We start from the raw sequence: 13847 nt of genomic DNA on the forward strand, positions 1-13847 counted from the left end.
GTCAATCTCCTCCGTTGCGGCGTCGCTTAAACAGGCACTGGAACGGAGTGTGAATGAATTTTAGGCAATTGCGTTTTTTGTGCAGATTCCGCTTGAAAAGCGCAAAAGCTTGGGCAAATCTAACTTTGCAGACGGGTTTTTTGAAGGGCAATCAGGGGCGTTTTAAACGGGATTCCACGTCATAACTTGCAGGCCGTCCGATGAAAGGGAGGAAACTTTCGCGGACGGTGGCCAGAGGGGAAACCGGGTGACGGAAATATCCGCGCCCGGTTTCATTATTTATGGTTTTCATCAGAGTTTGATTTGCGGTACCGGCTGCTTCCGTTTCGTGGGTTGCCGTTTGCGTCCGGGGCATATTTGGCCTACATACGCGTCAGCAATTTCCGCGCGGTTCGGCAATGTTAAGACCGATCGCGCTTCTCAACCTGCGGAGACGACGCGCTTTATGGCACGCCAGTTCATTTATCACATGTCCGGCCTCAATAAGGCCTACGGCAACAAGAAGATTCTGGAGAATATCCATCTCTCCTTCTATCCCGACGCGAAGATCGGCATTCTCGGCCCAAACGGCGCCGGTAAGTCGACCATCCTCAAGATCATGGCCGGTCTCGACAAGGAATATACCGGCGAGGCCTGGCTGGCCGATGGCGCGACCTGCGGTTATCTTGCCCAGGAACCGGAACTTGATCCTTCCAAGGACGTGCTCGGTAATGTGATGGAAGGTGTGGCCGCCAAGAAGGCGATCATCGACCGTTACAACGAACTGATGATGAACTATTCCGACGAAACCGCGGATGAAGGCGCGAAGCTTCAGGACATCATCGACAGCCAGAACCTCTGGGATCTCGAAAGCCAGGTTGAAATGGCCATGGAAGCGCTGCGCTGCCCTCCGGGCGACGCCGACGTGACCAAACTATCGGGCGGTGAAAAGCGCCGTGTGGCACTTTGCAAGCTTCTGCTTTCGAAGCCTGATCTGCTGCTTCTCGACGAACCGACCAACCATTTGGACGCCGAAACGACCGCATGGCTTGAAAAGCACCTGCGTGAATATCCGGGTTCGGTGCTGATCATCACCCACGATCGCTACTTCCTCGACAATGTGACGGGCTGGATTCTCGAGCTCGACCGTGGCCGCGGCATTCCTTATGAAGGCAATTATTCCGCCTATCTGGAAGCCAAGGCCAAGCGCATGCAACAGGAAGGCCGTGAAGAGGCTGCCCGTGAAAAGGCGCTGTCGCGTGAACGCGAGTGGATTTCTGCAAGCCCGAAGGCCCGTCAGGCCAAGTCCAAGGCGCGTATCAAGGCCTATGACGAACTGGTCAAGAGCGCGGAAGAGCGTCGCCCTGGCGATGCGCAGATCATTATCCCGGTCGGCGAGCGACTCGGTCAGGTGGTCATTGAGGTCGAGGGTCTGTCGAAAGGCTATGGCGACCGTCTCCTGATCGACGATCTGAGCTTCAAGCTGCCAGCAGGCGGCATTGTAGGTGTGATCGGCCCGAACGGCGCCGGTAAATCGACGCTCTTCAAGATGCTGACGGAGCAGGAACAGCCGGATAACGGTTCGGTTCGTATTGGCGATACGGTTCATCTTTCCTATGTGGACCAGAGCCGCGACGCGCTCGATGCCAACAAGACCGTCTGGGAAGAGATTTCCGGCGGCAATGACGTCATCAAGCTCGGCAAGTTTGAAATGAACTCCCGAGCTTATTGCGGTGCGTTCAACTTCAAGGGCGGCGACCAGCAGCAGAAGGTCGGCAATCTCTCCGGCGGCCAGCGCAATCGCGTTCACCTTGCCAAGATGCTGAAGTCCGGCGGCAATGTTCTGCTGCTCGATGAACCGACCAACGATCTCGATACGGAAACGCTCGGCGCGCTTGAAGATGCGCTGGAAAACTTCGCTGGCTGCGCCGTTATCATCAGCCATGATCGTATGTTCCTCGACCGTCTGGCAACACATATCCTCGCATTCGAAGGCGACAGCCATGTCGAATGGTTCGAAGGCAACTTCGAGGACTATGAAGCTGACAAGATCCGTCGTCTTGGACCGGATAGCGTCAACCCGAAACGGGTGACCTACAAGCCGCTCACACGGTAAGGTTCGAGATGTTCAGGCTCTGGCGGTCTGCAAATGGCGTGGTTCTGCGCTTCCGGTGCTCACGTACGCAAAGTACGCTCCGCTCCGGTTCTCGAACCTCACCATTTTCGTCTCGCCATAGCCAGAACCTCAACGAACCTTTGGCGCTTTAAAGCTAAGGCCGGTGCAATGCACCGGCCTTTTTTATTTGATGAAGGGAAACATGATGAAAGACTGGTCTGCAAAGCAATATCTGAAGTTTGAAGACGAACGCAGCCGCCCGGCACGCGATCTTCTGGCCCAGATACCGGTCGATAAGCCGCGCAAGGTGGTCGATATCGGCTGCGGACCGGGTAACTCGACGGAGCTTCTGGTTGAGCGTTGGCCGGAAGCTGATGTTTCCGGCTTCGATACATCGCCAGACATGATCGAGAAGGCCAAGGCCCGCCTGCCGAAGGTGGATTTCACCATCGGCGATGTGGCGAGCTACGAGCCGGATACAGAAACCGATGTTCTCTTCTCCAATGCTGTTTTCCAGTGGCTGCCGGATCACATCGAGCAGATGAAACGCCTCTTGTCGCTGCTTCGTCACGGCGCGGTGCTGGCCGTCCAGATGCCTGACAATATGGGCGAGCAGACCCATGTCGGTATGCGTGACGTCGCAAAAACAGAGGCCTTTGCTGCCAAGATCGGCACCAAGGGCAGGGGACCTCTGCCCCCGGTGATGGAATATTATAACGCGCTCGCCGGTCAGGCCGCCCGGCTGGATATATGGCACACGGTCTATAATCACCCGCTGGATGGCGTGGATGCGATTGCGGAATGGGTGAAGGGAACAGGATTGCGACCGTTTCTCGATCCGCTCGATGAACAGGAGCAGGCCGACTATCTGAAGGCTTACAAGGCGAGGATTGCGCCGCATTATCCGGCGGCTTTAGACGGGAAAGTCCTGCTGCGTTTTCCGCGTATTTTCCTGGTTGTTCAGAAGAGATAGTTGCCCGAAGATCGCTCTACACGGGGAATTGATCGATTGCCCGTGTAGAAGAATCTAATTATTTTATAATTATTTCAATGCCTTATATTGGAATCTCATCGCTCGGTAACGTCAATTATGCATTTAAGCAATTTCTAATATTGGAATAGATTGCATGCAAACGATTTTGTTCCTATGGTCTGGCCGCATCCTGAAACCGCTCTAAATATGAGCTGTCATGATCGTAACGCCGCGATGCGCGCCATCCCCGTTGCGACTTCGTTCAGGAGGCCGGTTTCGATGCTCTTGCTCCGTTTTTATTTTTCAATGGGAATGAACGCCGAGGCCGCCGGTTCAAGGACTGTTTCAGGCGTCGTTGTGTCTTCGCAATAGATCCAAGCAGCGTGATTTCGACCGGGAGGACATTTCAAATACGAGCCTGCTTTCGGGTTGAATGCGGTTCGTAGTTTTATGTTTACGAAGTGAAACAATCGCCGATTTCGGTAATCCCTGCTTGGGGTCGGCGGCTTGCAGGCTGTTTGAGAACCGCCTGCTATCGGGAGTTTTCAGAATGAACAATGCAGAAATGCATGCTGACGCCAATGGTGAGGTCGAAGCGGCACATGATGCCCATGACACGCGCCGCCGCGTCTTTGCCATCGTGGCCAGCGCATCGGGTAATCTGGTGGAGTGGTACGATTTTTACGTCTATTCCTTCGGTGCGCTTTATTTCGCATCGCAGTTTTTCCCTGCGGAGGACCAGACCAGCCAGTTGCTGAATGCGGCTGCGATTTTTGCGGCTGGCTTCCTCATGCGCCCCATCGGTGGCTGGCTGTTTGGTCGCATTGCCGACAAGCTTGGTCGGCGCACATCCATGCTGATTTCGGTTACGATGATGTGCCTTGGCTCTTTCGCCATCGCCATTTTGCCGACCTATGAAACGATAGGTGTTCTGGCGCCATTCCTGCTGTTGATCGTGCGCCTCTTGCAGGGCCTTTCCGTGGGCGGCGAATACGGCACCACCGCTACCTATATGAGTGAGGTGGCGCTGGCCGGGCGCCGTGGCTTCTTCTCCTCGTTCCAGTATGTCACGCTGATTGGCGGGCAGTTGCTCGCTGTTCTTGTGATCGTGGTCCTGCAGTTCTTCCTGACATCGGACGAGCTTCATGCCTGGGGTTGGCGCATTCCATTCGCCATTGGCGGTGTTGCAGCCATCGTCGCGCTTTTTCTGCGGCGGACCCTTCACGAGACCTCGACGGAAGAAACCCGCAACAACAAGGCGGCGGGCAGCTTCGCCAATATCTGGAAGAACCATCGCAAGGCCTTCCTTGTCGTCGTCGGCTTCACGGCTGGCGGTTCGCTCGCCTTCTATACTTTCACCACGTATATGCAGAAATATCTGGTCAACACTGCTGGCATGAGCAAGGAAACGGCCAGTGAAACCATGACCTTCGTGTTGTTGGCCTATATGTTGATGCAGCCGCTTTTCGGCGCGTTGTCCGACAGGATCGGCCGCAAGACGATGATGATCGGCTTTGGCGGCATTTCAATCCTGACCACAATCCCGCTCATGACGTTGATCGGTTCGGTGCAGAGCTCGACCTTGGCATTCATCTATATCGTGATCGCTCTGGCGGTTGTCAGCATGTACACCTCCATCAGCGGCATCGTGAAAGCGGAATTGTTTCCGGCGGAAGTGCGGGCGCTGGGCGTCGGATTTTCCTACGCCATCGCCAATGCGATCTTTGGCGGCACGGCTGAATATGTGGCGCTCTGGTTCAAGCAGCAGGGCATGGAAAGCGGCTTCTTCTGGTATGTGACCGCGATGATGGTGATTGTCTTCGTCGTCAGCCTTGTCATGCCGAACCCGCGTGAACATGGATATCTGCAAGGCCACGGCACCGAGTAGCCGGTGTTCTATCGCGTATCAAACGCCGCCTCGGGGCGGCGTTTTCACATCTCCACGGCTTCGTCGTCTTCGGGCGACAGAAGGCGCGTGGCGCGCCATTCGGTCAGCTTGGTATTGATTGCATCCAGCACGAAGAAGCGCGCTGAATCCTTGTCATATCCATCATCCCGCAGTGCATCGTAATCAGTATGCGTGTGGCGCACATGCGCGACTGTCGCCAGCCACACGGCAGTAGATGGTGGCAACGTCTTCATATGGGGGCTGAGCGCCGCAGCGCGGATCGGTTCTGAATCCGAATAGGGTACGGCTGGAAGCAGGAGCGTCAGCGATTTGGCGATTGCCTTCTGGCGCATTGTGCCTGCACGCATGGCTTATCCTTACAGTCAGTTATTGAGGCGAATCCTTTGTCTGCCTCATTGTGCCACGAAAATCGCTTGCGCAGGAATTACTTTTCATATAAACATATCTTTATATCTTTACGGATTGCCGCGACGGACCGTAAATGAGGTGATGGATCAATCAAGAGCGGAAGGCATGACCGGTTTGCAACTGCAACTCGATCTGATGGTAGATGTGCTGAAGGCGGTGGCTGAACCAAGCCGCTTGCGTATTTTGGCGCTTCTTTCGCGCGGTGATCTCACCGTCTCCGACCTGACGACGATATTGGGGCAATCCCAGCCGCGGGTTTCGCGCCATCTGAAGCTGCTTGGGGAAGCCGATCTTATCGATCGCTATCAGGAAGGGGCATGGGCTTATTTCCGTCTCGCCGACAATGCGATCAGTGGCGATCTTGCACGTGGGCTTTTGGCCCGTCTCGACAAGGCGGATGCGCTGGTTGAGCGCGATATGGAACGCCTGTCGCAGGTGAAGTCCAGCCGTCAGGAAAAGGCGGCCGCCTATTTCAGCGCCAATGCCGGCAGCTGGGATCAGATTCGCAGGCTGCATGTTTCCGAGAATGCGGTTGAAGTCGCGCTTAAGAAAGTTATCGGTGACAAGCCGTTTCAGGCGATGCTGGATGTCGGCACCGGCACGGGTCGGTTGCTGGAGCTTTTTGCCCCGCTTTACCTTCGTGGTGTCGGCATCGACATCAATCGTGACATGCTGTCTGTGGCGCGAGCCAATCTTGATCTTGCAGCTATCGGCAATGCGCAGGTTCGCCAAGGCGATGTCTATGCGCTGCCTGTGGAGCGTGAGAGCTTCGATCTGGTGACTATTCATCAAGTTCTGCACTTCCTTGACGATCCGCTTGCGGCCATTCGTGAAGCGGCGCGGGCTTTGCGCCCCAACGGACGGTTGCTGATCGTCGATTTTGCGCCGCACAAGCTCGAATTCCTGCGTGAGGAACACGCCCATTTGCGGCTTGGATTCAGCGACGAGCAGATGCTGGGCTGGATGAGAGATGCCGGTCTTGAGCCGGAAAAGACACTGGAACTGGAGCCGAAGGCGGCCAATGGAGAAGAGGGGCTGACGGTGAAGCTGTGGCTTGCCCGCGATCCACGCCTTCTTATCGCCGATCCGGCTTCGCATGTCTCCCAAAAGTGGGAACCGGTTTTGGGATAGAGACAATGCGACAAAAACAGATAATGAGCATGACGGAGACAGTTTGATGGGTTTTTACGGTCTTTCCCGCCGACCGGATATTGGCCAGACCACCCGGGTATCGTTCGAATTCTTCCCGCCCAAGTCGGAGGAAATGGAACAGCGTCTCTGGGATACGGTGACGCGGCTCGCTCCGCTGCAACCCGAATTTGTCTCCGTGACCTATGGTGCTGGCGGTTCTACGCGTGAACGCACAGCGCGTACTGTGGCGCGCATCCTCAAGGAAACAGATGTCAAGCCAGCGGCGCACCTGACCTGCGTGGATGCAACACGCGAGGAAGTCGACCGCGTCGTGCGTGAGTTCGCAGCTCTTGGTGTCAACCGCTTCGTGGCGCTGCGCGGCGACCCGGCCGCCGGTATCGGCGAAAAATATGTACCGACGCCGGGCGGCTATCAGAACGGCGCCGAACTGGTTTCCGGTTTGCGCAATATTGCCGATTTCGACATTTCGGTTTCCGCCTATCCGGAAAAGCATCCGGAAAGCCCGGATTTTGTCACCGATATCGATATGCTGAAGCGCAAGGTCGATAATGGTGCAACGCGCGCCATCACCCAGTTCTTCTTCGAGAACGACCTTTACGAGCGTTATGTCGAGCGTGTTCGCCGTGCTGGTATCTATATCCCGATCGTTCCAGGTGTCCTGCCGGTGCACAATTTCAAACAGGTCAAGAATTTCTGCGCGCGGTCGGCGACGCATATACCGAGTTGGCTGGCGGAACGCTTCGAAGGACTGGACAATGATCCGCAGACGCATCAGCTGGTCGCAGCGGCAATTGCCGCCGAGCAGGTGATGGATCTGATTGAGCGCGGCGTGCAGGATTTCCATTTCTACACGATGAATCGCGCCGATCTGCCATTTGCGATCTGTCATATGATTGGCATAAGGCCGAAGACGGAAGCAGCTTTAGAGGTTGCTTGAAATAAAAGAAAGCCCGGCGGTTACGCCGGGCTTTTCATTTTCGTGCGGGTCGGCCTATCCTCAAAACCGAAGCCGCCGTAATGGTTTAGGCTAATTCCCCTAAGGGATGACGCCTGCTATCAACGCTGCAACAAATGCAAATGCCGCACAGATCATGAGGACATTCAAAGATCGCGTAAGTCCCATTGGTCTGTCTCCTTCATATGCGCCCGGGTGACCGGACGCGCGCTGGTAGGAAGCTAGAATCTAAGCGCAAAACGCCTCGAACAAAAGAAGATTTCGTGCTGCAATCTGGCGTGATGGAGAAATAAACCTATCGTTTACTACCTAAACTATTGAAATATTTGACTAGAAAAATTTGTTCACATTTCATGAAAAAGACACCGAACTGCCACGTTTGGTACTGTTTTTGCCGTAGTTGCCACCGGCTTTTGGCGATGTTTTTTGCGCGTTTTAGCGAATTAGCGCCAAATATGCCGACAAGGTGAGGATAGATATCACTGTCGAATAGAGGATGACGTTGGAGGTTATCGCCGCCTCGCGACGATAATGCTCGGCCAGCATGAAGGGGCCTGTGCCGGTCGGAAGTGCTGCAAGAAGGGCAGCACTTTGCGCGAGCAGGGGAGGCAGTCCGAAGACATAGACCGCCAGCAGCCAGGTCGCGAGCGGCTGGACAATGAGCTTCGCCGACACGAGAAAAGCGATGGCATTGACGCTTTCGCGTTCGATCTTGTGCGGCTGGGCGAGGAACAGGCCAAGCGCCACCAGTGCGCAAGGGGATGCGGCACCACCGAGCATCTTCAGGAAGGTTTCCGCCGGGGCAGGGATGGTGAGCCCCAGAAAGGACACCACTGCACCAAGTGCTGGAGCGACAAGCAGCGGATTGCGGATCAGGGACCGCATGACCTTCCAGATGAGATGAAGCGGCTTCTTCTCGGTCTGCAAGCCGATTTCGATCAACACAATCGCAAAAGCAAAGGTGACGCAGACGGTGATGATGATCGAAATGGTGGTTGCGGCCAAAACGCCTGACCCGAAGGCGATCATCGAAAGCGGAATGCCCATATAGCCGGTATTCGGATAGGCAGCGTTCAGGCCGTCAAGCGCGGTATCAGCCAGAGGCAGTTTTCCACGCAGCCGCACCAGAAAGGGCAATGCGAAAGCAATGGCGCTTGAAAGCAGAAATACTGCGATGAACCCCGGCTGCCAGAGCTCGCTGCCATGCGTATTGGCCATGATGTCGAAGAGAAGGGCGGGTAGCGCCAGATAGACGACGAAACGGTTCAGCTCCGCTATCGCATGAGGCCCGAGTATTTTCAGCTTGAAGGCACCCCAGCCGGAGAAAATCAGCGCAAAAACGGGAAGGACGACAATCAGCGTTGTGAGCATGGGGCGCATTTCATTTCAGGAAAGGAAAAGGCGCGGTTTTTTGAACCGCGCCTTGTCGAGATCAGAGCCTATCGAGAAGCTCCTGTGTCGGCCATGAATCGGCAGGCATTCCAAGGCGCATCTGCTCAGCGCGCACGGCATCGCGGGTCAGGAGACCGAACACGCCGTCGATCTTTCCGCCCATGTCGTAACCGCGAGCCTGAAGCTTGGTCTGAAGTTCCTTTAGCTGGTCCTGTGTCAGACCCGGAACTGGATTGCCTGGATCGAAGGCGGGTGCACCAGCCAGGCGGGTTGCGAAATAAGCAGCCGTTGTGGCGTAGACGATGGACTTGTTCCATTCCACGAACACGTCGAAGTTGGGATAGGATAGGAAAGCCGGTCCCTTGCGGCCCAGCGGCAGTAGAAGCGACGCGTCGCCATCATCCGGGCCGAGTGGACCGTTGAGGCCCATCACACCCTGCTCAGCCCACCAGGAATGTGGCTTGCGGTTGGTGCGGATCGCTTCTTCCCAAGGCAGATCCTTGGTCAGGCGAACTTCCTCCAGCCAAGGTTGGCCACGCTTCCAGCCGAGTTCCGAAATCATGCGGCCTGCGGTCATCATGGCATCGGGAACGCTACTCTTCAGATCGACCTTGCCATCGCCGTCGCCATCGACGCCACGTTCAAGATAATCCTTCGGCAGAAGCTGCATCATGCCGATTTCGCCAGCCCATGCGCCGGTTGTTGCTGCATCGACGACGCCCTGGTCGAATAGCTTGAGAAGGGCGATCAACTGCGGGCGGAACAGGTCTGGACGGCGGCAGTCATAGGAGAGGGTGACAAGCGCATTCAGTGTGTCGAAATCACCCTGAATGGCGCCATAGTCGGTTTCAAGACCCCAGAAAGCGGCAAGGACTGGCCCCGGAACGCCATAGGTATCTTCAACCTTCTTGAAAACGTCGGCATATTTGGCCAGATTTTCACGGCCCTTCTTCAAACGCGCTTCCGAGATGAGGCGCTTGGAAAACTCGGTGAAAGTCAGGTTGAAAACAGTCTGCTTGCGGTCACGATCAAGTACCTTTTGCTCAAGCATGGCCTTGTGCAATTCGGCGATGCCCTTTTCGCCGACACCGGCTTCCCGGGCTTCCTTGGTCAGATTGTCCATCCACTGGCCGTAATCGATCTCGCATTCCGGCTTGGGAAGATTGACGGTGTTTTCAGTTGGCGTCGCAGCAGGCGCTGGAGACGCGGCGGCCTGTGCACCCGACATGGTTGTCGATGCAAGCAAGGCGGCTGCGATAACTGAAGCAAAAAACTTCATTGGTAACTCACACTAATAGATTGGGAGCAAAAGGCTCCCTTTCGGGGATTGTTTTAGCTATTGCCCCAACAAGCCCCGGAAATGAAGCAAAACTTGGTGTGAACTGCCAAACTGCGCCGTGTTAGCGGACCTTGTTGCTTTCCAGCCACTTTTTCCACGAGTTGGCATCGCCTGCGAAGACATTGATATCGGCGTCGCCCTTAATGCCGGGAATGGAGCCGGTGCCGGTATATTGCCAGAACGTCCACGGATGCGGGCCGTACTTCTCGTCCGGATGACCGGCAACGGAGCGCAGCCAGAACGGATAGTCTGCCATCTGCCGCAAGTCGTTGTCATCGAAGAAATCGACCGTCGTGTAAACAATCGGGCGTTTGCCGTAATGCTTCTCCAGCGCCTGCAGGAAGATGCGCATTTCCTTGCGCACAACGGCTGCGTTGGGGCGCAGCTTGCAGGTCGGCGATTGCGGGTTCCACTCCATATCGAGAACGGGTGGAAGCGCGCTCGGATCACGCGGCACGTTCTGGATATACCAGCGGGCCTGTTCGATGGCCGGACGGCAGAAATAGTAGAAGTGATAGGCGCTCCGTGCGATGCCTGCCTGATGGGCGCCGTTCCAGTGTTCCTTGAAACGGTCGTCGACGCGGTCGCCGCCTTCGGTCGCCTTGATGAAGGCGAAGGAAATGCCGCTGGCGCGCACGGCGCTCCAGTCAATGTTGGTCTGATATTTGGAAACGTCTGTGCCGTGGATCGGATAGTGCCAGGGCGTTTTACCGGTCCAGTCGTGCGGGTCGCGATCACCGAAGCGTGGTGCCTTTACCGAGCCGGACGGCGGTGCGATCCGGGCCACCGAGCCGCCCGATTTCTTTACGTCGGAAAAGTCGTAATCCACCGTCGTGCAGGCGGAGAGAAGTAAAGCGCCGAGGGCGAGAATGCTGCAGCTGGCCAGACGGTTCATATAGTGGTTCCGTGTCGCGAATCAGTCTTCTAACGGTTACGCGATCCGGAGGCGGACGTCACCAGTCTGGCGGGCAAGTTTGGTGCTAATCTGTGGCAGAGGGTGGCATTGTCGAACGAACAACCGTTATCCAGGCAAAGCCGCGATAAAGAATGCGCTTCTCAACGACAGCACTGCGTTCCTGCGCAAGCTGGTCGCAAACCGCGAACAAGTCGCTGCGCGGTGTGACATGGAACCATTCCAGCCATTGGAAGAGTGCCTTTCTGAACCAGCGCGGCAGCCGGGCCTGATCGCCAAAATCGACGATATGCAATTCTCCGCCCGCATTGAGGTGCCGGATGCTTTCATGAATGACCGACTGCCATTGCGGTATCATCGATACGGCATAGGAAATGAAAATCCGGTCGAAGCCGGCTTGCCCGAACAATCGTTCTGGATCGAACTGGGCCGCATCCGCACGATCAAGCCGGACGCGATCTTCGATGCCAGCGCGCTCCGCCGCCCGGCGTGCCGTATCCAGCATTTCTGCTGAAATATCGATGCCGAAGAGTTTTGCATCGGGGTAGTTTTCTGCAGCTTTTATCAGGTTGCGGCCGGTGCCGCAGCCGATCTCCAGAACTGTGCCGTCCTTGGGTACGGACAGTCCTGCGATCATGGGGTCGCGACCCAGAAGATAGTATTTGCGGGTCGCGTCATAGAAGTGCCGCTGACGACGGTAGACCTGATCCATGAGGTTGGCATGGTCTATACCCTGAACGCTCCATGGGCTGCGCGACATGTCAGGCATCCTTCAGCGCATAAAGATGGAACCCGCCATAGATCGACGAGCGATCGCGGTCGTGCAGGGTGCGGGATTCGTCCGCTTGATAGTCCCAGTGATCCAGAATCTGCGGTGCCACCCGTCCTGGAAGCAGGCTCGGTTCGGCTGCGGTACGAAAGATGACACGGGCATTTGGTGCTGCCGTACGGGTGATTTCACTCCAGAGGGCATTGAGCTGCTCGTCATTCATCCAGTCCTGCGCATCCAGCAGGATATAGCGGTCGACGGATGCCGCAGGCTTGGCAGCGAGAAAATCGGTATAGCTTGCGTTCTGTACGGTCATGCGATCAGCGCGTGCCCGTACCGTTTCGAAGTTGGTGCGCGACAGATAGGGCGGGAGAGGCCCGGTCTTCTCATTGCCGCTATAGCCGCGCCCGAACGCCTGCCAGGCGAAATAATTGTCGGTAAGGGGGAAACCGCAAGCGAGTTTCTCAAGACGGCTGCGCAGGACAAGCGCCATGTCGCCGTTTCCTGCAGTGGCAAGGGCATCATATTGCTGTGGCGGTATGCCCAGTCCGAAAAGGGATGATTTGCGGGCTGTGGCCCAGCGCACCATGCGTTTTTCAAAGAGAGGGGCAAGCGCCGTGTCGAAGAAGCTACGCTGCTCTTCCATTGTGCGCGCCTTCAAGATGTCGCGCGGATCGATCCCGTAGAGGCGCGCCACGCGATGGCCCATGCCGATGAAGACGCCAAGCAAGCCGTGGCGATAGAGGTCGCGCCAGAAAATGGAAATACGCTGGCGGCCATTCCATTTGCGTTTTTCCCAATAGGCGCGGCTTTCGCTGTCCAGATGTGGGCGGATGAAGCGCTTGTAGGCGGCAAGATTGGTCTTGTCGTCGGCTTTCCCGTAAAATCGGTAGAATGCATCGTAGTCGGGCAGGTTTTTGACAGCCGCAAGCTTCAGCCGGTTGAACGCGACGTGTGCCTGATTGAGATCGACCGCCTCCACACGTGCCGGATCGGCGGTCAGGTAGGACATGGCATTGCATCCGCCGGACGCGATGGTGACGATGCGGTGGTCCGGCTCTATAGCCAGAGCTGCCATATCAACTTCCGGGTCTTCCCATATCTGCGGATAGACCAGCCCTTTGAACAGCCAGGCAAACAGCCTTTCAGAAAAGCCTGCCCGCGAGAGGGCGCTGTTCTGGGTCACGGCCTGTTTTAGAATTGTGTCGGCTGATGCTTGCTGTGTCATCAAAAATTCCCCTAATGCACGAATCCCGACTTTGATTTTGCCAAGTTAAACATCGTCCAATGACAGGGGCGTGACGAATTAATTGCGGGTTTTTAAACCAGATGAATGCGGCTATACGCCTGTAATACTGTCGCTTTATTACGGTCGGTAAGACTATTTGAGAGAACTTTTTCGCGCCGTTGCCGTTTTCTTGTGTGACGGTCCGAGTCGACGGGATTTCTGTGTCGATGAGTGACCGTAAAGGTGATTGGCCGGATCAACCGGTCACGCACGGAGAAAACAGAGAGAGGCGTTTGGCAATATTGCCATTTAATGCCTGAAACCAGGCCAACGAGCCTGATCTAGGAAGGAGAGCCAACGTGAAGAAGTTTCTGATTGCTTCTGTCGCCGCCGTATCGCTTCTCGGCCTTGCAGCGTGCAATGACAAGAAGGACGACACGAGCAACGCACCGGCACCATCCGCGCCGGCAGCGCCCTCGAACAATGACACGACGACGACGCCAGCCCCGGCAACTCCGGCACCGGCCACCCCGGCGCCAGGTACAGGGACAGCGCCTTCCAACTAAGGTTGGGAAGTCGTGATGCACTAGCATGCGGGTGGCGATCCGGTTTCCGGGTCGCCATTCGTGCCAATAGGTTTCAGTCAAAGGCTTTAGGCCAATGGCTTTAAGCCAATGGTTTTAGGATTGAGATGAACGTTAAAGCAACCATGTC

Annotated in this window: 12 protein-coding genes; 6 read left to right on the top strand and 6 right to left on the bottom strand. The window is 56.1% G+C overall.

From position 1 onward, the window contains the following. Positions 1-445 precede the first annotated feature (445 nt). The 3 genes from ettA (at position 446) to AAE521_RS11775 (ending at position 4956) form a co-directional block, all read left to right on the top strand. Positions 446-2095, top strand: a complete 1650-nt coding sequence (ettA, locus tag AAE521_RS11765) for an energy-dependent translational throttle protein EttA (RefSeq protein ID WP_012091727.1) — start codon at positions 446-448, stop codon at positions 2093-2095. Between the two features lie 205 nt (positions 2096-2300). Beyond that, positions 2301-3068 carry a trans-aconitate 2-methyltransferase gene (gene tam, locus AAE521_RS11770; RefSeq protein WP_071630208.1) on the top strand — a complete coding sequence of 256 codons (768 nt, stop codon included), beginning with the start codon at positions 2301-2303 and terminating at the stop codon, positions 3066-3068. A 550-nt stretch (positions 3069-3618) separates the two neighbouring features. Next, positions 3619-4956 carry an MFS family transporter gene (locus AAE521_RS11775; RefSeq protein WP_342061395.1) on the top strand — a complete coding sequence of 446 codons (1338 nt, stop codon included), beginning with the start codon at positions 3619-3621 and terminating at the stop codon, positions 4954-4956. Positions 4957-5000: 44 nt separating this feature from the next. Here AAE521_RS11775 and AAE521_RS11780 read toward each other — a convergent pair whose 3' ends face one another. Further along, positions 5001-5324, bottom strand: a complete 324-nt coding sequence (locus tag AAE521_RS11780) for a DUF2293 domain-containing protein (protein ID WP_010659706.1) — start codon at positions 5322-5324, stop codon at positions 5001-5003. Between the two features lie 166 nt (positions 5325-5490). On the opposite strand from AAE521_RS11780, the gene AAE521_RS11785 reads away from it, so the two are divergent. Continuing rightward, positions 5491-6516 (top strand): ArsR/SmtB family transcription factor, encoded by a 1026-nt coding sequence (locus tag AAE521_RS11785; protein ID WP_010659707.1) that lies wholly within the window; start codon positions 5491-5493, stop codon positions 6514-6516. A gap of 46 nt (positions 6517-6562) precedes the next feature. Next, a complete protein-coding gene (gene metF / locus AAE521_RS11790; RefSeq protein WP_071630011.1) occupies positions 6563-7474 on the top strand; it encodes a methylenetetrahydrofolate reductase [NAD(P)H] in 912 nt (303 codons plus the stop codon). Positions 7475-7927: 453 nt separating this feature from the next. Here the strand turns inward: metF and AAE521_RS11795 are convergent, their stop codons facing one another. From AAE521_RS11795 to AAE521_RS11815, 5 genes are all read right to left on the bottom strand, one after another. Next, positions 7928-8863 (bottom strand): AEC family transporter, encoded by a 936-nt coding sequence (locus AAE521_RS11795; protein WP_071630012.1) that lies wholly within the window; start codon positions 8861-8863, stop codon positions 7928-7930. Between the two features lie 61 nt (positions 8864-8924). Beyond that, complete coding sequence (locus AAE521_RS11800; RefSeq protein WP_071630013.1) at positions 8925-10163, bottom strand: lytic murein transglycosylase; 1239 nt, start codon at positions 10161-10163, stop codon at positions 8925-8927. A gap of 121 nt (positions 10164-10284) precedes the next feature. Beyond that, positions 10285-11118, bottom strand: coding sequence for a glycoside hydrolase family 25 protein (locus tag AAE521_RS11805; protein WP_029929055.1), 834 nt, complete (start codon positions 11116-11118; stop codon positions 10285-10287). An 85-nt stretch (positions 11119-11203) separates the two neighbouring features. Then, positions 11204-11896: a class I SAM-dependent methyltransferase gene (locus AAE521_RS11810; RefSeq protein WP_071630014.1), complete on the bottom strand. Its 693-nt coding sequence runs from the start codon at positions 11894-11896 to the stop codon at positions 11204-11206. Position 11897: 1 nt separating this feature from the next. After that, positions 11898-13133 (bottom strand): BtaA family protein, encoded by a 1236-nt coding sequence (locus tag AAE521_RS11815; RefSeq protein ID WP_071630015.1) that lies wholly within the window; start codon positions 13131-13133, stop codon positions 11898-11900. Between the two features lie 359 nt (positions 13134-13492). On the opposite strand from AAE521_RS11815, the gene AAE521_RS11820 reads away from it, so the two are divergent. Continuing rightward, positions 13493-13699, top strand: a complete 207-nt coding sequence (locus tag AAE521_RS11820) for a hypothetical protein (RefSeq protein WP_010659713.1) — start codon at positions 13493-13495, stop codon at positions 13697-13699. Positions 13700-13847 lie beyond the last annotated feature (148 nt).

Source organism: Brucella cytisi, assembly GCF_038433355.1.
Taxonomy (GTDB): domain Bacteria; phylum Pseudomonadota; class Alphaproteobacteria; order Rhizobiales; family Rhizobiaceae; genus Brucella; species Brucella cytisi.

What these genes read in the sequence shown, in the direction of transcription:
- ettA (WP_012091727.1), top strand. Translation starts at nt 446, where the DNA reads ATGGCACGCCAGTTCATTTATCACATGTCCGGCCTCAATAAGGCCTAC.
- tam (WP_071630208.1), top strand. Translation starts at nt 2,301, where the DNA reads ATGAAAGACTGGTCTGCAAAGCAATATCTGAAGTTTGAAGACGAACGC.
- AAE521_RS11815 (WP_071630015.1), bottom strand. Translation starts at nt 13,133, where the DNA reads ATGACACAGCAAGCATCAGCCGACACAATTCTAAAACAGGCCGTGACC.
- AAE521_RS11785 (WP_010659707.1), top strand. Translation starts at nt 5,491, where the DNA reads ATGACCGGTTTGCAACTGCAACTCGATCTGATGGTAGATGTGCTGAAG.
- AAE521_RS11780 (WP_010659706.1), bottom strand. Translation starts at nt 5,324, where the DNA reads ATGCGTGCAGGCACAATGCGCCAGAAGGCAATCGCCAAATCGCTGACG.
- AAE521_RS11775 (WP_342061395.1), top strand. Translation starts at nt 3,619, where the DNA reads ATGAACAATGCAGAAATGCATGCTGACGCCAATGGTGAGGTCGAAGCG.
- metF (WP_071630011.1), top strand. Translation starts at nt 6,563, where the DNA reads ATGGGTTTTTACGGTCTTTCCCGCCGACCGGATATTGGCCAGACCACC.
- AAE521_RS11800 (WP_071630013.1), bottom strand. Translation starts at nt 10,163, where the DNA reads ATGAAGTTTTTTGCTTCAGTTATCGCAGCCGCCTTGCTTGCATCGACA.
- AAE521_RS11805 (WP_029929055.1), bottom strand. Translation starts at nt 11,118, where the DNA reads ATGAACCGTCTGGCCAGCTGCAGCATTCTCGCCCTCGGCGCTTTACTT.
- AAE521_RS11810 (WP_071630014.1), bottom strand. Translation starts at nt 11,896, where the DNA reads ATGTCGCGCAGCCCATGGAGCGTTCAGGGTATAGACCATGCCAACCTC.
- AAE521_RS11795 (WP_071630012.1), bottom strand. Translation starts at nt 8,863, where the DNA reads ATGCTCACAACGCTGATTGTCGTCCTTCCCGTTTTTGCGCTGATTTTC.